The sequence below is a fragment of the Actinomadura opuntiae genome (genome assembly GCF_030283205.1).
Classification (GTDB): Bacteria; Actinomycetota; Actinomycetes; order Streptosporangiales; family Streptosporangiaceae; genus Spirillospora.
The window spans coordinates 229818-247616 of the sequence record NZ_JASNWF010000011.1; the positions used below are offsets into that span (position 1 = coordinate 229818).

Genomic DNA, 17799 nt, shown 5'->3' on the forward strand with positions numbered 1-17799 from the left:
GCGGCACGCCGGTCAGCGGTTGCGGTAGTCGGGGGCCCGCTTCTCCACGAACGCGGTCATGGCCTCGGTCTGGTCGGCGGTCATCATCGTCAGGACCTGCTGCCGGTTCTCCAGCTCGACGGCCGCGTCGAACGACGGGATCTCCAGCGACAGCCACATCGCCTGCTTGGTCAGCGACAGCGACAGCGGCGGCATCGACAGCAGGTCGTCGACGGCCTTGTCCACGCGCGCGGCCAGCTCATCGGGTGCGACGGCGTCGGCGAGCAGGCCGATCCGCAGCGCCTCCTCGGCGTCGAAGCGGCGGGCGGTCATCATCAGCTCGTGCGCCCGTCCGGCGCCGACCAGCCGCGGCAGCATCCACGACGTGCCGATGTCGCAGGCGGAGAACCCGACCCGCATGAACGACACCGCGAACACCGCCGACGTCGAGGCGATCCGCAGGTCCGAGGCCAGCACCAGTGCCAGGCCGCCGCCCGCCGCCGCGCCGTTCACCTCTGCGACCACCGGCTGCGGCAGCCGCCGGATCCGCTGCACCAGCCCCGCGATGTGCCGCTGCGTGGCCAGCCCCCGCTGCACCGCGCCCGCGCCCTCCACGCCCTCCGGCTCGCCGTAGCCGCCCAGGTCCAGGCCCGCGCAGAAGCCGCGGCCCGCACCGGTCAGCACGATCAACCGGCACTCCGGGTCCGCGCCCGCCTCGGCCAGCGCCGCGTGCAGGCCCTCGATCATCCCGGCGGTCATCGCGTTCAGCCGGTCGGGCCGGTTCATCTCGACGCGGGTGACGCCCGGCCGCGGCCGGGTCACGACGATCTCGCTCAACGTTCCTCCTGCGACGGCGGCGTCCGCTGCGGCGGCGGGCGGCGTCAGCGTAACCGCGTCAGGAGGCGGGCCGGTCGCGCGGGGTGCGGAACAGGCACTCCTGGGTGAGGCTGGCGACGAGCGCGCCGTCGCGGGTGTGGATCGTTCCCGAGTACAGGCCGCGCCCGGAGGCGACGGTCAGCGGGACCAGGTCCATCAGCACCCACTCGTCCATCCGGACGGGCCGGTGGAACCACACCGCGTGGTCCAGGCTGGACCCCGAGCGGGCGTTGCCGTCGTGCAGCGCCGTCAGCCCGCTGGAGATGTCGGACAGGTACGTCAGCACGCACGCGTGCAGCAGGTCGTCGTCGGGGAGCGGCTCGACGCAGCGCGACCAGAGCCGCGTCGGGAAGTCGGCGGCCGCGTAGGGCTGCGGCGGGACGCGGCTGTCCATCGAGAACAGCCGCGGCATCTCCTCGTCCGGCAGCGCCTCGGGGCCGGGCGCGTCCGGGGCGGGGTGCACCTGGCGGTCCTCGTCCACGGCGGGCTGCTGGAACGACACCGACATGTTGAAGATGACCTCGCCGCCCTGCAGTGCGACCACGCGGCGCGCGGAGAACGAGCGGCCGTCGCGGTCCCGGTCGACGCGGAAGATCGTGGGGCGGGCGGCGTCGCCGCCGCGCAGGAAGTAGCCGTGCAGCGAGTGCGGCAGCCGCCCCTCCGGGACGGTGCCGCCCGCCGCGCGCAGCGCCTGCGCCGCGACCTGCCCGCCGTACAGCGGGTACGGGTCGTCGAACACGAGGGTGCCGCGGTACAGGTCCCGGTCGAGCTCCTCCAGGTCCAGCAGTTCCAGGACGGAGTGCCGCTCTTCCAGCCGGGGCTCGGGTTGCTCGGAGATCGTGGGTCGCACGGTCGAGACGTTATCCGACGTCGTCCGGCGCCGTTCCGGCCGCCCTCACGGCAGGACCTCGTCGACCAGGCCCCAGGCCAGCGCGGTGCGCGCGTCCAGGGGCTCGCCGGTGAGCGCGAGGTACAGGGTGCGCCACCGGCCGATCCGGCGCGGCAGCGACACCGTCCCGCCGGCCCCGGGGATCAGGCCCATCGACACCTCGGGCAGCCGGAACGTCGCGTCGCCGGCCGCGACGACGCGTCCGGCGAACGCGGGCAGCTCGATGCCCGCGCCGACGCAGGCGCCCTGCACCCGGACCTCGACGCGCGGCCCGAGGCGGTGGATCAGCCGGCCCGCGCCCGCGCGGGTGCGGACGAAGTGCGCCGTCGCCAGGTCGGGCGCGGTGCCGAACTCGTCCAGGTCGCCGCCGGAGCAGAACACCGGGCCCGCGCCGTCCAGGACCACGCGGGCGATCCCGTCGTCGAGCAGCGCGACGCGGAGCGCGTCGACGAGCGCGTCGCGGAGCTGGCGCCCGTAGGCGTTGCGGCGCTGCGGCCGGTTCAGCGTGATCGACAGGACGTCGCCGTCCCGCGCCAGCAGCACCGGGTCCTTGACGTCGGAGGGCAGCAGCCGCGGCCCGCGCGAGGCCAGCCAGCGCGCGAACTCCGCGCCGCCGAGCAGCGTCGAGTAGGCGTAGGACTCCACGTCCAGGGCCGCCGCGACGGGCATGCCGTCCGTGGTGCGCAGCACGTCGCGCAGCACCAGCGCCGCCTGCGGGCTGTGCGCGGCGGCGGCGCGCAGCGCGGCGAGCCGTTCCGCCGGGTCGCCGGCGGCGACGCTCTCCGGCCCGGCCTCCGCCGACGCGGTGAGGGTGAGGTCGAGGGCCCGGACCAGGTCGCGGTCGCCGGCGCCCACACCGACCAGGATGCGGTCGCAGTCCCGGGCGCGCCGCGCGGCGCGCGCGACGACCGCGGCGTCGGCGGGCGCGAGGTCCACGGCGACGAGCGGATCGCCGACCGCGCCGTCCCCGTCGAGCGGCGGCAGGTCCGCCGCGCCGTCCGCGAGGTCCGCTATGGAGATGTGCACGCCGGTCCCTCTCGCCCCGGGGACCCTCCGGCCTGCGGCGGATCCGCGCGTTGATCTCTACCGGGACGGGAGTGTAGCGCCGCGGGGCCCCGGCGCGCGGCGGCGGCATGGCGAATCCGCGCAGGTGAGCGACGTGAACCGGGCCGTCCGGCCACCTCAGCGTGGCCCCGGCGGGGACGGTCCCGCGGCGGCCCGCCGGGTTAGGCTGGAGGCTCCCGGGACCCGCTGGGAGCCGGGGACGTCCGGACGAAGGCGTGCGGGGAGGGGCCGTGCAGGCACCGGGTCAGGCCGTCGAGCGGGTCCGCATCATCGACGCCGCGTACCGCTGCCTGGCGGCGGCGGACGGCGCGCCGGTGACCGTCGGCGACATCGTCGCGGCGGCGGGGCTGCCCGACGAGGCGTTCGACCGGCACTTCGAGTCCAGGGACGCGCTGCTGCTGACGATGTTCCGCCGCGACGGCGCGCTGGTGACGGCGGAGATGCGCTCGTGGGCGGCGTCCGCGGCGAGCCCGCCCGAGGCGCTGCGCGCCCTGGTCGACGGGATGCTGCGGATCACCGCCGACGACCGGCGCCGCCGCCGGGCGCTGGCGCTGGCCTCGGGCGAGGCGATGCGGGCGCGCGGCTGCGCCGGGGAGCGCGCCCGCGCCGTCGCCGAGCAGGAGGCGCTGATCGCCGACGTGCTGGCCGCCGGCCTGGCGGACGGGTCGCTGCCGTGGGCCGATCCGGAGCCGGACGCGCGGTCCGTCCGGGCCGCGCTCGGCCGGGCGTTCGAGCACCAGCTGGACGGGACGGCGCGGGAGAGCGCGTCGGCGGCCGCCGCGCAGCTCACCGCGTTCCTGTTCCGGGCGCTCGGCGTCCGGTCCGCCAACGGCCGGGCCATGACGAATGTCATGGGCGGGTGATGCGCGAACTCACTGTGCGTGACCGGGGGCCCGCGCCCACCATGACCGGTATGGACGCAGCCGAGAACCGCAGCACCGCCTCCCGCGACCCCCGCGACCTTCGGGCCTTCCGCGCGATCACCCTGCTCACCGGCGCCTACCTCGCCCTCAGCTGGCTGACGATGGTCGCCGTCTACCTGCTCCGCGACCACCACTCGATGGTGAACGACACCGTGTGGGTGCGCGGGACCATCGTCGCCGTCGTGTCGGTGTTCTCGTTCGCCTTCGCCCGCCGCACCGCCAGGGGCTCCCGGGCGGCGTACCGGCGGCTGCGGATCGTCTCCGCGGTGATGGTGGCGGCCGTCGTCGTCATCGTCTCGATCCCGGGCTTCCTCCCGCCGTGGATGAAGGTCGAGCAGGGCGTCTGCGGGCTGCTCCTGCTCTGCGTCGTCGCCATCACCGCGGGCCGGCGCATGCGGGCGCTGTTCGCGGCCGGAGGCGCGGCCACCGCGTCCGGCGGCCGGTAGCGTGCCCGCCATGGACGACGCCGCGAAGGCGCCGGCCGCCGATCCGCAGCGCTGGGCGCGCGGCTGGCGCCGGGCGGGGCTCGCGACCGGGATGCTCGTCTACCCGTCGGTGACGGCGGTCGGGGTCGCGCAGTACTCCACGGGGGCGGGCGCCACGGCCGGGTTCACGATCGCCGCCGCGTTCGCGGCCGTCTACATCCTCGCCGGAGTGTCGATCGTCCGCGGGGCCCGAGGCCGGCTCTGGGTCCTGTACGGCGTGATGGTCGTGCTGTTCCTCGCTGAGCTGCCGTTCGCCCGGCACTTCGCCTTCTACCTGTGGGCCGTCGTCGTCGCCATCACGGCCCTGATCGTGCGCCGGCGCATCGTCCTGATCGTGCTGGCCGGGGCGCTGCCCGCCCTGGCCGTCCCGTGGGCGGTGCGGCCCTGGCACAGCGGGCCCGACCCGCTCACCGCGCTGATGGTCGTGTTCACCACCCTGACCGTCTACGCCTACGCCGAGATGGCCGGCGCCAACGAGGCGCTGGTGGAGGCGCGCGCGGAGGTGGCCCGGCTGGCGTCGGCGGCCGAGCGGGCGCGGATCGCCCGCGACCTGCACGACCTGCTCGGCCACTCGCTGACCGTCATCACGATCAAGAGCGGGCTGGCCCGCCGGCTGGCGGCGGCCGGCTCCCCGCGCTCGGCGCGGGAGATCACCGAGGTGGAGGAGCTGGCCCGGCAGGCGCTCGCCGACGTGCGCGCGGCCGTGTCGGGCTACCGGGAGGTGTCGCTGGCGGGCGAGCTGGCCCGAGGCCGGGAGGTGCTGCGGGCCGCGGGCGTCGACGCCGACCTGCCGGTGTCCACCGAGATGGTCGACCCCGCCCGGCAGGAGCTGTTCGGCTGGGTGGTGCGCGAGGGCCTGACGAACGTGGTGCGGCACGCGCGCGCCTCCCGCTGCACGGTGACGCTGTCGCCGTCGGCCGTGGAGATAGTGGACGATGGGGTGGGCGGCGCCGCGCCGTCCGGGAACGGGCTCACCGGGCTGCGCGAGCGGGTCGCGGCGGCGGGCGGGCGCGTGGACGCCGGGCCGGTGCGCCCGCGCGGCTGGCGGCTGAGGGTGACGGTCGGGACGGCGGAGGGTGCGCGCGCATGACGATCCGGCTGCTGCTCGCCGACGACCAGGAGCTGATCCGCACGGCGCTGTCCGCGCTGCTGGACCTGGAGGACGACTTCGAGGTCGTCGCCTCCGTCGGGCGCGGCGACGAGGTGGTCGCAGCGGTCCTGGAGCACCGCCCGGACGTGGCGCTGCTCGACATCGAGATGCCCGGGACGGACGGCCTGGCCGCGGCGGCGGTGCTCGCCGAGAAGGCGCCCGGCTGCCGGGTGGTGATCCTGACGACGTTCGGCCGCGCCGGGTACCTGCGCCGGGCGATGGCGGCGGGCGCCGCCGGGTTCGTGGTCAAGGACGCGCGGGCCGAGGCGCTCGCCGACGCCGTCCGCCGGGTGGTGCGGGGCGAGCGCGTCGTCGACCCGGCCCTCGCGGCGGCGACGCTGGCGGCCGGGGACTCGCCGCTCACGCCCCGCGAGGCCGACGTGCTCAACACCGCGCGCGCGGGCGCGGCGGTGGCGCAGATCGCCGCGAGGCTGCACCTGTCGGAGGGGACCGTCCGCAACTACCTGTCCTCGGCGATCGCCAAGACCGGCACCCGCAACCGGATGGAGGCGCTGCGCGTCGCCGACGAGCGCGGCTGGCTGTGACGGGTCAGTCGGCCTCGGCGCTGCCGCTGACGCGCAGCTTGCGGCGGGCGCGCTCGTAGAAGGTCGTCCCGCCCAGCCGGACGACGCGGGCCGCGCCGCGCGACGCGGTGACGTGCAGCCGGTCCCCCGCCTTGAGCTGCGCGGCGACCCCGCCGTCCACCTCCACCGCGAGCGTCCCCGACGTCGGCAGCAGCTCCAGCTCGACGTCCTCGTCCGCCGACAGCATGACCGCGCGGTTGAAGGTCGAGTGCGCCGCCGCCGGCACCACCAGGAAGCCCTCGACGGCGGGCGAGACGATCGGCCCGCCGGCGGAGTAGCTGTAGGCGGTGGACCCGGTCGAGGTCGCCACGATCACCGCGTCGCCGGCGTACCGGACGAACGGCTGGCCCTGCACCGTCACCTCCACCGCCGCCAGGCCGTCGCCCGGCATCCGCACCAGCGCGATGTCGTTGAAGGCGGACACCACCTGCCCGCCGGGCAGCCGCACGCACACCGCCATCCGCGGCTCCACCTGGTAGCGGTGCTCGTCGATGGCGGTCAGCGCGTCGGCCAGCCCGTCCACGTCGATCTCGGCGAGGAAGCCGAGGCGGCCGAGGTTGACGCCGAGCACCGGCGTCGCCGCGCCGGCCGCCAGCCGCATGCTGCGCAGCATCGTCCCGTCGCCGCCGAGGCTGACCAGCAGGTCGGCGCGCTCGGCGAGCGCGGCGGCCCCGACCGGGACGGCGCTGCAGTCGATCCGGCCGATCTCCTCGGGCAGCCCGAGCACCGTCCCGCCGCGCCGCCCCGCCCATCCGACGATCGTGTCGACGGCGACCTCGGAGTCGCGCTCGGGATGCAGGACCAGCCCCACCGTGTGCACCATGCCCATGCCAGCACCGTACGGCCATCGGGCCGCGCGCGGGGAGCGGCGCGCGATCAGCCGCGCGGGAGGGGCGCGGCGAGGATGCGCAGCAGGATGTCGGTGAGCGGGCCGTGCAGGTCGCGCAGGGCCGCCGCGTCGCCCGCGCAGACGTGCGCGGTGATCAGCTCGGCGATGGCGCCGACCGCCGCGCGGTAGGCCGGGTCCTCGACGGGCGGCCATTCCGGGTGGCGTTTCGCGGCGTGCTCGCGCCACAGCCGCAGCACGTCGGCGACCGCCCCGTACGCCTTGTTGCGGCCCCTGAGCGCGCGCGGGCCGACGGCGGGCAGCTCGACCAGGATGCAGCGCGCGTACTCGGGCTCGCGCGCGCACAGGGACAGGTAGGAGCGCAGGCCCGCCTGGAGGACGGCCAGCGGCGGCGGCTTCTCGCCGAGGCCCTTCGGCGCGTTCATCAGCTCCCGCAGGATCACCTTCTGCGCGTCGGCGAGCGCGGTGAGGAAGCAGTCCTCCAGGCCGGTGAAGTGGTCGTAGAACGCCTTGCGGGACACGCGGGCGCGGGCGACGACCGCCGCCACGGTGGTGCGGGGGTAGCCGTTCTCGGCGACCGCGGAGATCACCGCGGCGAGCAGCCGTTCGCGCTGGGCCTTGCGGACGACCTGGGCGGGCAGGCTGCTGCGGCCCCGCGGCAGGCCGGGACGCGCCGGGTCGTAGACCTCGGCCAGCCGCCGGCCGCCGGGTCGCCGATCACCGGACCGCGGGCCACCGGAAGGGGCGCCGCCATCGGAGCGCCGCTGTCGTTCGATGGGCGCATTGTACTGGGCGGACGCCGTCCGGCCACGCGGCCGGCCGTGGCATTTCTATGGGCGGCTGCTAAGCGCGCCGTGGCGTTTGCGCATCACTGTCCGTATCCCCCGCCTCCCGTCGGGGTTCACCATGTCCGGGACCCACAGGTACGTGTTCGTACTTCTGAGATGCGTACTTCTGAGAGGAGTCCCCATGAGAGTTCGACAGGCGGGCGCCGCGACGGCCCGCCGCGGCCGGCTGCGGCGTCCCCTCGCCGCCTGCGCGGGCGCCGCCCTCGCGGCGCTCACGTTCGTCATCGCGCCGTCCGCGCAAGCGCTCCCGCCGGGCGACGTGCCCGCCGTCGGCGTCGACACCGGCCGGTTCAAGCTGCCGATCGGCTGCACGATCAAACTCGCCGGGCTGCCGGTGTTCTACCTGCCGACGGACGTGGACGTGCAGGGCGTCGCGCCCGTCCAGCTCGGCCCGGGCCAGCAGTTCTACCTGTCGCAGGGATCGGGCAGCATCACCTTCCCGTCCTGGCTGACGTCGCTGGCGCCGATCCTCGGCATCGACAAGGCGGACGCGAAGATCACGGACCTGAGCATCGGGGCGAGCAACTCCACCCCGTCCAGCATCAACATCGCGGCCGACAAGCCGTTCGAGATCAACGACATCGCGATCGAGGCGGGCAAGCCGCTGAAGGTCGGGCTGCCGCTGACCGGGACGTTCGACGTCGGCCCCTACACCGCGCCGGACAGCGGCAAGGTCACGCTGGCGTTCGACCACGCCCTCGCCGAGGTGAACCTGAAGTCGCAGGCCGGGTTCAGCCTGCCGATCACCGCCGACTGCAAGCCGTCGGCGGGCAACGCGCTGCTCACGATCGCGGTCGGCGGCGCCGCCGGGCAGCCCCCGGCGAAGATCACCGGCGCGCCGCTGAACTTCCCCGAGCCCGCCTCGAACGAGCTGGTCGGCATCATCAACGCGCCGTACGCGTGCAAGGTCGGCGCCGACACCCTCGACGTCGGCATCGCGGTCGGCGCGCACATCCCGCTGGTGGCCAAGCGCGGCGCCTCGTTCTCCTTCACCGAGGCCGGCGGCGCGCTGGTGATCCCGGCGGCGACGGTGAACAAGCTGATCGACAAGGGGTACACCTCGGCGTCCGGGAAGGTCACGGCGCTGAACCTGACGGTCGAGGGCGGCACGCCCGCGTCGCAGAACGTCATCCCGTCCGGCGGGATCCCGATCCCGACCACCCAGCTGGTGCGCGACAAGCAGATCACCGTGCCGCTGCCGAGCGACGGCACGCTGACCGCGGGGCCGTTCACGCCGACCTCCTCGGCGAAGAGCACGGCCGTCTCACTCGGGTCGGCCGCCGCCGACCTGTCGTTCGGCGGCGGGTCCGCCTCCCCGGCGACCTGCGGCGCCCCCTCCCCCACGGTCTACCTGGTCGACAACCCGGTGACCTGACCCGGCCGCCGCGCCGGGCGGTGATGGCGCCCCGCCGCCCGGCCGGCCCCCGCGAAGCGCCCCCGGCCTGCCGCGCCCTCCCCGATCGGAGGGCGCGGCAGGCCGGGGGCGCTTCCGGGTGACAGGAACCTACCGTTCCAAATGATGACTCTGCGTTATTATCCTGTCGCGAGAAGTCATCGACCCCCCGGGAGCCCCCATGACCCGCAGAGGAAGGCGGCGCGCCGGCGTGCTCGCCGCGGCGGCCGTCCTCGCCTCGCTCGGCGCCGTCCCCGCGTCGGCCGACGTCCCGTTCCCCAACTACACCTGCGATCGGACGTTCCCCGGCCACAAGGGCAAGGGCTGGGGCTACCAGCACTGCGAGGCCGCGGCCGGCGCGCCCGAGCGCGGACGCGTCGACGGGCCGTTCCTCATCGGCTCCCGCGCCGCGGCCGACCCGACCTTCTGGTGCAGGACGAGCACCGAGGAGAACTTCCCCGCCGGGGAGGCCGAGCTTCCCGACCGGGTCCTCGGCTTCCGCTGCGAACGCCTCGCCTCCTGACCCGCGCGACGTCCGCGATCCCGAACCCCGTCCCCGAACCCGAATCCCATCCCCGACCCCCGTCCCCGACCACCGCTCCCGCTCGGAAAGGACGAACGCATGGCCCCACCCGACGACAGGGACCCCCGACTGACCTACCGCGACGTCACGAAGTTCAGAGGAGAGAGCGAGGCGGCCGAGCAGAGCCGCGACCAGGCGTCCGAGGCGGGCTCGAGACCCCGGCCCGCGCCGCTGAAGCCCGTACCGGAGCTGCACGTCTGCATGGGCCTGAACGCCTGCGCCGGGCACGGCCGGGACGGCACCGGCGTCATGGCCGGGATGGGGCGGTGCGCCACCGTCTCGCACAACTGCCACGGCGACAACGAGTGCGCGGCCCAGGGCGGCTGCGGCTACAGCGGGCACGAGGCCGAGCAGGCCATGCCGGGCGCGCAGCACTGCCGCTGGTCCGGCAGCTGCGCCAGCCCGATCAACGTGAGCCGGGTGCACGCGGCGGGCCCGTACCGGGGCACCAGCGTGTGGAAGCGGGCCCGCAAGGTGTTCGAGCAGCGGATGTTCGAGGCCGGCGTCCCGTTCGGGCCGTCGCCAGGCGAAGGCTTCCCCGACGACGAGGTGCCCGACTACGAGACCCGCTTCGGCGGGCTCCCCACCGGCCAGGGCACGTCCTCCGCGGACGCCGGCGCGAAGGACCAGGAACGGTGACGGCCGGTCCCGCACCGGCCGCCCGGACCGCGCGCGGCGGCGAGGGGGCCCGGCTCGGGCTGGGCCTCGGCCTGCGCTCGGCCCACCTGCCGCACGTGCTCGCCGAGTGGCCCGACGTCGGCTGGTTCGAGATCATCTCCGAGAACTTCATGGACTCGGCCGGCTACCCCCGGCACGCGCTGGAGCGGATCGCCGAGCGCTACCCGGTCGTCATGCACGGGGTGTCGATGTCGATCGGCAGCACCGACCCCCTGGACATGCACTACCTCGGCCGGCTGCGCATGCTCGCCGAGGACGTCGGCGCCCGCTGGATCTCCGACCACGTCTGCTGGACGGGCGTGGCGGGCGTGAACACCCACGAGCTGCTGCCCGTCCCGTTCACCGAGGAGGCGCTGCGGCACATCGCCCGCCGCGTCCGGGTCGTCCAGGACGTGCTGGAGCAGCCGCTGGTGCTGGAGAACCCGAGCACGTACGCGGCGTTCGCGCACTCGACGATGACGGAGTGGGAGTTCCTCGCGCGGCTGTGCGAGGAGTCGGGCTGCCGCCTGCTGCTGGACGTCAACAACGTGCACGTCTCGTCCGTCAACCACGGCTTCGACCCCGAGGAGTACATCCGGTCCATCCCGCACGACCGGGTGGCGCAGATCCATCTGGCCGGGCACACCGACATGGGCGACCACCTCATCGACACCCACGACCGTCCGGTGGCCGAGCCGGTGTGGCGGCTGTATCGGCTGGCGACGTCGCTGGCGGGCGCCGTCCCGACCCTGCTGGAGTGGGACGAGGACATCCCGCCGTTCCCCGCGCTGCTGGACGAGCTGCACAAGGCGGACCTGCACGTCGGCGCCCTGCCCGCGAGCGCGGTGTCCGATGGGTGAGCCGCGCGCGACCGGCGGGCCGCCGTCGCTGCGGGCCGCGCAGCAGTGGTTCCAGGACGCGATCACCGCGCCGTCCCCCCGGCCGGAGCGCGCCGCGGCGCTGCTCGCCGCGCCCGGCGGCCCCGGCGCGGCGCGCCGCCTGGAGATCTACCGGCGCGGGTGCCGGCGGCGGCTGCTGGAGGTGATGCGGCACCGGCATCCGGCGCTGCGCGCGCTGCTCGGCCCCGACCTGTTCGACGCGTTCGCCGGCGAGTACCTGGACGCCCGCCCGCCCCGCTCGTACACGCTCGCGCGGCTGGACGACCGGCTCGCCGCGCACCTGGCCGCGCACCGCCCCGACCGGCACCGGCCCGCCGGGCGGCGCGAGTTCTGGATCGACCTGATGATCGACCTGGTGCGGTACGAGTGCCTGTTCGCCGAGGTCTACGACGGTCCCGGCACCGAGGGCGAGCCGCCGGCGCCGTGGCCGGCGGAGCTGCCCGGGGCGGTGACCGCCGCGGCGGCGCCCGGCCTGCGGGTGTTCCGCGCGTGCGCCGCCGTGCACGAGTACCACTCGGCCGTCCGGCGCAGCGCGCGGCCCGATCCGCCCGAGCCCGAGCCGTCGAACCTGGTCGTGTTCCGCCGCGACTACCGCGTGGTCACCGTCCGCCCGCCCACCGAGGCCTTCGCGCTGCTCACCGCGCTGCTGTCCGGCGTCCCGCTGGACGCGGCGGCGGAGCGGGCCGGGGTCGGCGACGGCGCGGCCCGCCGCCACCTGCGCCGCTGGATCGCCCAGCGGTGGCTCACGGCCCGCCTCCCCGAGCGCGTCCCCGCCGCGCCCGTCCCGCTCCCCCGACAGGAGGTTCCGCGATGACCACCGAGACCGCACCCACCGCGAGCGCGTCGCTCGCCGCCGTGCTGGACGCCCATCCCGTCGACGCCGCCGAAGGCGTCCGGACCAGGGGCGACCTGGTCAACCATCTGCAGCAGGCCGCCGCCGTCGAGCTGCAGACGATCCCGATGTACCTGTACGCGATGTACTCGATCGGCGGGGTCGGCACGTCCCGCTGGAACCCGGGGATGAGCGCGCAGCGGCTGATCCGCAGCATCGTCATCGAGGAGATGCTGCACCTGTGCCTGGTCCGCAACATCCTCGTCGCGCTCGGCGCCGGCGACCAGGTGACGTTCTACAGCGAGACGTTCATCCCCGACTACCCCGAGTACATGCTGCACCGGCATCCGCCGCTGCTGCTGCACGCGGCGCCGTGTACGAAGGAGGTCGTCCGGGACGTCTTCATGCAGTTCGAGCGGCCGTACGCCGACCCGAAGGAGGGCAAGCCGCCGAAGGGCCAGTACACGACGATCGGCCTGTTCTACGAGGCCATCAAGAAGGGGCTGAAGGACCTCAACAGCCAGGACCTGTGGGCGGCCCCGCACAAGGAGCTGCAGTACGTGGCGGCCTACTGGAACAAGGACGGCGGTGGTTCGCCGCTGGCCGTCGAGAACCTCGCGACCGCGCAGACGGCGCTCAAGATGATCGTCGAGCAGGGCGAGGGCGCCGACCCCAAGAAGCCGTCGGTCAGCATCGACCCGCTCAAGCCCAAGCTCGGCATGGACGAGCTGCCGCACTACACCAAGTTCCAGCGCATCGCCGAGGGCGTCGAGGCGATCGGCCCGGTGTGGAAGGTCCCGACCGACCCCAAGTGGTTCCAGTACGCCGACGACGAGGCCGCGGCCGCCGTCAACGACCTGTTCAACGCGGTGTACTGCTACGTGCTGCACTTCATCGACGTGCTGTACAGGACGCCGTCCGCGGCGGTGGACGCCCGCGGCCGCAGCCTCCGCTACGGGTACGAGCGCACGTTCGTCTCCGCGATGCAGGGGCTGCTCGCCAACATCGCCGAGATCATGGTGGCGCGGCCGGTGCAGGCCGGGCCGCTCGCGCGGGACCGGTCCGGTGACGACACCCAGATCGGCCCGACCTTCGAGTACGTCGAACTGCCCGAGAGCGGGCGCAGGAAGCACCTCGTCGACCTGTGCGACAAGGCGGCGCGGCACTTCCCCGCGCTCGGCGGCGACAACAGCGTCCGCTGGCTGCTGGACAAGATGCCCGACCTCTAGGCGGGGACCAGGCGCCAGTAGCCGTACGGGTTATGGAAGTAGTCGTCCTCCGCGAACCGGTCGCACGGCCCGTGCCGCAGCACCCAGCGGTCCGCGCCGTCGTCGAGGGCGAACAGCTCGCCGTCCTGGACCTCCCGCGACCGCTGCTCCATCAGCAGGTACAGCGCCAGCCCGTCGATCAGGTCGAGCACGTCGTCGGGGTGCGGGTCGCCCGGGTGGTCCAGCTCGACGTCGGGGGCGCCGAGCAGGTGCATGCCGCAGCTGAAGTACAGCGCCCCGGTCGTGATCGGCTTCTTGACCCACGCCTGGTACAGCGGGACGGCCGCCTCCTGCCCCGCGTACGCCTTGTAGGCCAGGTCGAGCCAGCGGTCGCGGCCGTGCGCGAGCCCGTTGCTCTCGTTCTTCACCGCGGTGGCGCCCGAGCGCAGCAGCTCGGCGGTCAGCGCCAGGGTGCGGCGGGCGACGGTGAACGCCACGCCGGGGCGGACGGCGGGCGACAGCAGGTAGGCGACGGTGTCGTGCGCGCGCACCGCCTCCCAGTCCGGGCCGGTGAAGGATGCGCCCGCGCCGCACGCCTCGAACGCGGCGGGCATCCGCGGGTCCGGCGCGTACCCGGAGTACTCCCAGTCGAGCTCGAAGCCCTCCTTCTCGGCGAGCGCCTCGACCTCGCCGAGGTCCAGCCCCGTCCCGAGAACGCACAGGACATGCCGGGAGCTCACCGACGTCTGCTCATCAATCATCAGGCGGCAGGGTACGCGAAGATCGCGGTCACGGCAGAAGTTCGACCCGATCGCCGGGCCGCACCACGCCGGGCTCCTCCACGGCGGCGTAGACCCCCGCGCCGACGGTCATGGGGCGACTCCCGGGTTCGTGGCCGCATCAGCGGGGCGCGGCAGGGAAGAGTGCTTACATGGACATATAGCACCGCACGGGCGAACGCGATGTGGGGCAGGTCACACCCGCACGGGCCCCGATCGCGTCACGTTCGGCGGCACTGATCCATCTTCTCTGTGACGGGTCGCGCAGAGGGTTTGGAGGGGGCATGGGCGCCATACCGGAGAGCAGCACGCCACGGCGGTTCAACCTGACCATGCTGAACGCCGCCTACGACGCGTTCCGGCGGGACATGGCCCGGATGTCGGCCGCGGCCGGCACCGCGCCGGGCTCCGCGCCGGACGCCGGGCGGGTCGCCCGCGGCTGGGGGATGTTCCGGCGGCACTGGCTGGCCCAGCAGGCGGCGGAGCAGCGCGCGCTGTGGACGGTGATGCGGGGCCGCGAGCGCTCCTCGGTGTTCGACGCCCTGGAGCTGCGCGCGTTCCGGGTCGTCCCCCTGCTGGACGGGGTCGACGCCGCGCTGGAGCACGGCGACCGGCGCGCGTTCCGGCAGTACGCGCGCACCCTTCCCCCGGCGGTGAACGACCTCCTGGACTACAAGGAGGCGGAGATGCTGCCGCTGATCCACCGCGTGCTCACCCCGTTCGAGTGGGGCACGTTCGACGTCGAGATGCGCCGCGAGCTGGGCATGCGCGGGCTGGCCTCGTTCGTGCCGTGGCTGCTGGACGGGGCGCCCGACGCCACGTCCCGCGCGGTGATGCGGCTGCTGCCGCCGCCGTTCCGGCTGCTGTACCGGGCCCGCTGGCTGCCGCGCTACCAGCGCCGCGAACGGTGGGCCGCGCCCGCCGTCTGACCGCCGCGTGTGACGGGCCGCACATCGGCCGATGTCACATTCGTCCGTCTTGATCGGTCTTATGCGCAGAACCGGTCCAGACCGACGAAAGGACGGCGTCGATGGCGGACACGATGCCGAGCACCGGGACGGGCGCGGCGCGGGGCGTGGACGCCGCGGCGCACGCCCTCGACGAGCGGCTCGGCACCACCGGCTTCGCGCGCAAGGCGCTGCGCAAGGCCTTCCCCGACCAGTGGACCTTCCTGGTCGGGGAGATCGCGATGTACTCGTTCGTGATCCTGCTGCTCACCGGGGTGTACCTCACCCTGTTCTTCAAGCCGAGCATGAACGAGGTCGTCTACAACGGCTCCTACACCCAGCTCAAGGGCGTCCGGATGAGCGAGGCGTACGCCTCCACCCTGAAGATCAGCTTCGAGGTGCGCGGCGGGCTGCTGGTCCGGCAGATCCACCACTGGGCGACGCTGATCTTCATGGGCGCGATCCTCGTCCACCTGCTGCGCAACTTCTTCACCGGCGCGTTCCGCAAGCCGCGCGAGCTGAACTGGCTGATCGGCATCACCATGTTCATCCTGGTGATGCTGAACGGGCTGTTCGGCTACTCGCTGCCGGACGACCTGCTGTCGGGCACCGGCATCCGCATCCTGGAGGGCGTCACCGCGTCGATCCCGCTGGTCGGCTCGTACCTGGTGATGTTCCTGTTCGGCGGCGAGTTCCCCGGCACCGACATCGTCCCGCGGCTGTACGTCGTGCACGTGCTGCTGATCCCGGGGATCCTGGCGGCGCTCATCCCGCTGCACGCGGTGGTGCTGACGTGGCGGCAGACGCACACGCAGTTCCCCGGCAAGGGCAGCACCAACACGACCGTGCGCGGCTACCCGTTCTTCCCGGTGTTCATCGCGAAGACCACGTCGCTGTTCCTGTGGGTGATCGGGGTGACGGTGCTGCTGGCGGCGTTCGTCCAGATCAACCCGATCTGGCTGTTCGGCCCGTACGACCCGGGCGCGATCAGCGCGAGCTCGCAGCCGGACTGGTACATGGGCTGGCTGGAGGGCGCGCTGCGGATCATGCCCGCGTGGGAGATCAACGCGTGGGGCCACACGGTCGCGCTGAGCGTGCTCGTCCCGGCGCTGGTGGTGCCGGGGCTGCTGTTCACCGGGCTGGCGGTCTACCCGTTCCTGGAGCGCTGGGTCACCGGGGACCGGCAGATCCACCACCTGCTCGACCGGCCCCGCGACGTCCCGGCCCGGACCGGGGTCGGCATGGGCGGCGTCGTGTTCTACGGGGCGCTGTGGGCGGCCGGCGGCAACGACGTCATCGCCGACCGGTTCGACATCCCGCTGTTCTGGACGACGTGGTTCTTCCGGTTCGCGGTCGTCCTCGGCCCCGTCCTGGCCTACGCCGTGACCTACCGGATCTGCGTCGGCCTGCAGCGGCGCGACCTCGCGCTGGTCGAGCACGGGCTGGAGACCGGTGTCATCCGGCAGTCGCCCGAGGGCGGGTTCAGCGAGGTGGAGCGGCGGCTCCCGGCGGAGCGGACGGCGGCGATCACCGATCCGCGTCCGGCCCCGGCCGTCCCGCTGGACGTCCCGCCGCCGTCCGGCGGCGTCGAGAGCCCGCGCGCCCGCAGCCGCGCCGCCCGGATGCGCGCGGCCCTCAACCGTCGCTTCCGCGCCGACCTGGCCGTCGTCCCCGAGCCCGCTCACGGCGATCCCGCGCTGGAGGAGGGCGCCTCCGAGGAGACCGCACCGGCGCCCCGCTGAATCGGTCGGCGGGAAGCCGGTTCCTTTCGCCTGCCCCACGGGTCTGTACAGGTGTGGGAGCAGTGAAGGGAAATGCCGATGACCGATGACGGGGATTTCGTGCGGCTGACCGACCCGTACCGGGCCGAGCTGCTGGTGCACTGCTACCGGATGCTCGGGTCCCTGGACGAGGCGGAGGACCTCGTCCAGGAGGTGTACCTGCGGGCGTGGCGGTCGTTCGACCGGTTCGAGGGGCGGGCGTCCCTGCGCACCTGGCTGCACCGGATCGCGACGAACGTGTGCCTGACCGGGCTCGGCGCGCGGGGGCGGCGGCCGCTGCCGTCCGGGCTGGGCGCGCCGGACTCCGACCCGGACCTTCCGGTCGGCCCGGCCCGTCCGGAGATCGGGTGGCTGCAGCCGCTGCCGGGCGGGTGGGCGGACGCGGCGCACGGCGGCGACCCGGCCGCGGTCGTCGCGTCCCGCGCGGGCGTCCGGCTCGCGCTGATCGCCGCGCTGCAGCACCTGCCCGCCCGGCAGCGCGCGGTGCTGATCCTGCGGGACGTGCTGGGCTGGCGGGCGGCGGAGGTCGCCGAGGCGCTCGGCACCTCCACGGTCGCGGTCAAGAGCATGCTGCAGCGGGCGCGCGAGCAGATCGAGCGGCTCGCGCCGGAGCAGGACGCGGTCGCCGAACCCGGCGATCCGGGCGTCCGCGCGCTGCTCGACCGGTACGTGGCGGCGTTCGAGAACGCCGACGCGGCCGGGCTCGCGGACCTGCTGACGCGGGACGCGACGCTGGAGATGCCGCCGTTCGCGGCCTGGTTCGCCGGACGCGACCACGTGGCGCGCTTCGCCGCGGCGCACATCCTCTCCGGACCGGGCGACATGCGCCTTCTCCCGGTCTCCGCCAACGGCCAGCCGGCCTTCGCCGCGTACCGGCGCGACGCGGACGGCGTGCACCGCGCGCACTGCGTCCAGGTGCTCACGGTCGCGGCGGGCGGCGTCGCGGAGATCACGGCCTTCCTCGACCCCGGGCTGTTCCCGAAGTTCGGGCTGCCGCCCGTGTCGCCGTCCCCGGCCTCCGCGGCCGGACCGGTTCCTTCCGGATCGGCGGCGGTCTGTACCCGGTGAGCGATC

At 74.4% G+C, this 17799-nt stretch carries 19 protein-coding genes; 13 read left to right on the forward strand and 6 right to left on the reverse strand.

Annotation, left to right across the window (positions count from 1 at the left end; translation table 11 throughout):
- Nucleotides 1–12 precede the first annotated feature (12 nt).
- The 3 genes from QP089_RS24750 to QP089_RS24760 are packed head-to-tail and all read right to left on the reverse strand — an operon-like array spanning nucleotide 13 to nucleotide 2770.
- On the reverse strand, nucleotides 13–816 hold the full coding sequence (locus tag QP089_RS24750) for an enoyl-CoA hydratase/isomerase family protein (protein ID WP_285914336.1): 804 nt from the start codon (nucleotides 814–816) through the stop codon (nucleotides 13–15).
- 58 nt (nucleotides 817–874) lie between these two features.
- Nucleotides 875–1705, reverse strand: coding sequence for an acyl-CoA thioesterase (locus QP089_RS24755; protein WP_285914338.1), 831 nt, complete (start codon nucleotides 1703–1705; stop codon nucleotides 875–877).
- A gap of 45 nt (nucleotides 1706–1750) precedes the next feature.
- Nucleotides 1751–2770 carry an enoyl-CoA hydratase/isomerase family protein gene (locus QP089_RS24760; protein ID WP_285914340.1) on the reverse strand — a complete coding sequence of 340 codons (1020 nt, stop codon included), beginning with the start codon at nucleotides 2768–2770 and terminating at the stop codon, nucleotides 1751–1753.
- A 269-nt stretch (nucleotides 2771–3039) separates the two neighbouring features.
- Between QP089_RS24760 and QP089_RS24765 the strand changes: the two genes are divergently transcribed.
- From QP089_RS24765 to QP089_RS24780, 4 genes are read left to right on the forward strand one after another with little or no spacing between them, the layout of a single operon-like run.
- The gene (locus QP089_RS24765) at nucleotides 3040–3672 is read left to right on the forward strand and encodes a TetR/AcrR family transcriptional regulator (RefSeq protein WP_285914342.1); all 633 of its coding nucleotides are present in this window, start codon (nucleotides 3040–3042) and stop codon (nucleotides 3670–3672) included.
- Between the two features lie 50 nt (nucleotides 3673–3722).
- Nucleotides 3723–4178 carry a hypothetical protein gene (locus tag QP089_RS24770; RefSeq protein ID WP_285914344.1) on the forward strand — a complete coding sequence of 152 codons (456 nt, stop codon included), beginning with the start codon at nucleotides 3723–3725 and terminating at the stop codon, nucleotides 4176–4178.
- 10 nt (nucleotides 4179–4188) lie between these two features.
- A complete protein-coding gene (locus tag QP089_RS24775) occupies nucleotides 4189–5307 on the forward strand; it encodes a sensor histidine kinase (RefSeq protein WP_285914345.1) in 1119 nt (372 codons plus the stop codon).
- The gene (locus QP089_RS24780; RefSeq protein ID WP_285914346.1) at nucleotides 5304–5912 is read left to right on the forward strand and encodes a response regulator transcription factor; all 609 of its coding nucleotides are present in this window, start codon (nucleotides 5304–5306) and stop codon (nucleotides 5910–5912) included. The genes QP089_RS24775 and QP089_RS24780 overlap by 4 nt, the downstream gene beginning before the upstream one ends.
- A 4-nt stretch (nucleotides 5913–5916) precedes the next feature.
- Here the strand turns inward: QP089_RS24780 and QP089_RS24785 are convergent, their stop codons facing one another.
- Together QP089_RS24785 and QP089_RS24790 are read right to left on the reverse strand one after the other, a co-directional pair.
- Nucleotides 5917–6780, reverse strand: coding sequence for an NAD(+)/NADH kinase (locus QP089_RS24785; RefSeq protein WP_285914347.1), 864 nt, complete (start codon nucleotides 6778–6780; stop codon nucleotides 5917–5919).
- Nucleotides 6781–6827: 47 nt separating this feature from the next.
- A complete protein-coding gene (locus QP089_RS24790; protein ID WP_285914348.1) occupies nucleotides 6828–7388 on the reverse strand; it encodes a TetR family transcriptional regulator in 561 nt (186 codons plus the stop codon).
- Between the two features lie 379 nt (nucleotides 7389–7767).
- Between QP089_RS24790 and QP089_RS24795 the strand changes: the two genes are divergently transcribed.
- The 6 genes from QP089_RS24795 to QP089_RS24820 all read left to right on the forward strand — a co-directional run bounded on the left by QP089_RS24795 (nucleotide 7768) and on the right by QP089_RS24820 (nucleotide 13239).
- Entirely contained in the window at nucleotides 7768–9021 is a 1254-nt protein-coding gene (locus QP089_RS24795) for a hypothetical protein (RefSeq protein ID WP_285914349.1), read from the forward strand.
- 199 nt (nucleotides 9022–9220) lie between these two features.
- Complete coding sequence (locus QP089_RS24800) at nucleotides 9221–9562, forward strand: hypothetical protein (RefSeq protein WP_285914350.1); 342 nt, start codon at nucleotides 9221–9223, stop codon at nucleotides 9560–9562.
- Between the two features lie 99 nt (nucleotides 9563–9661).
- Complete coding sequence (locus QP089_RS24805; RefSeq protein ID WP_285914352.1) at nucleotides 9662–10261, forward strand: hypothetical protein; 600 nt, start codon at nucleotides 9662–9664, stop codon at nucleotides 10259–10261.
- Nucleotides 10258–11139: an MNIO family bufferin maturase gene (gene bufB, locus QP089_RS24810; RefSeq protein ID WP_285914355.1), complete on the forward strand. Its 882-nt coding sequence runs from the start codon at nucleotides 10258–10260 to the stop codon at nucleotides 11137–11139. Before QP089_RS24805 ends, bufB begins: the two co-directional genes overlap by 4 nt.
- On the forward strand, nucleotides 11132–11992 hold the full coding sequence (locus QP089_RS24815; protein ID WP_285914357.1) for an HvfC/BufC N-terminal domain-containing protein: 861 nt from the start codon (nucleotides 11132–11134) through the stop codon (nucleotides 11990–11992). The genes bufB and QP089_RS24815 overlap by 8 nt, the downstream gene beginning before the upstream one ends.
- On the forward strand, nucleotides 11989–13239 hold the full coding sequence (locus tag QP089_RS24820; RefSeq protein WP_285914359.1) for a ferritin-like domain-containing protein: 1251 nt from the start codon (nucleotides 11989–11991) through the stop codon (nucleotides 13237–13239). Before QP089_RS24815 ends, QP089_RS24820 begins: the two co-directional genes overlap by 4 nt.
- Here QP089_RS24820 and QP089_RS24825 read toward each other — a convergent pair.
- Nucleotides 13236–13979 (reverse strand): hypothetical protein, encoded by a 744-nt coding sequence (locus tag QP089_RS24825; protein WP_285914361.1) that lies wholly within the window; start codon nucleotides 13977–13979, stop codon nucleotides 13236–13238. The genes QP089_RS24820 and QP089_RS24825 overlap by 4 nt on opposite strands.
- Before the next feature lie 302 nt (nucleotides 13980–14281).
- Here QP089_RS24825 and QP089_RS24830 point away from each other — a divergent pair, with 302 nt between their 5' ends.
- The 3 genes from QP089_RS24830 (at nucleotide 14282) to QP089_RS24840 (ending at nucleotide 17793) form a co-directional block, all read left to right on the forward strand.
- The gene (locus tag QP089_RS24830; protein WP_285914362.1) at nucleotides 14282–14926 is read left to right on the forward strand and encodes a hypothetical protein; all 645 of its coding nucleotides are present in this window, start codon (nucleotides 14282–14284) and stop codon (nucleotides 14924–14926) included.
- Between the two features lie 101 nt (nucleotides 14927–15027).
- On the forward strand, nucleotides 15028–16686 hold the full coding sequence (gene qcrB, locus QP089_RS24835) for a cytochrome bc1 complex cytochrome b subunit (RefSeq protein ID WP_285914363.1): 1659 nt from the start codon (nucleotides 15028–15030) through the stop codon (nucleotides 16684–16686).
- Nucleotides 16687–16764: 78 nt separating this feature from the next.
- A complete protein-coding gene (locus QP089_RS24840; protein WP_285914364.1) occupies nucleotides 16765–17793 on the forward strand; it encodes a sigma-70 family RNA polymerase sigma factor in 1029 nt (342 codons plus the stop codon).
- The last annotated feature ends 6 nt before the right edge of the window (nucleotides 17794–17799 follow it).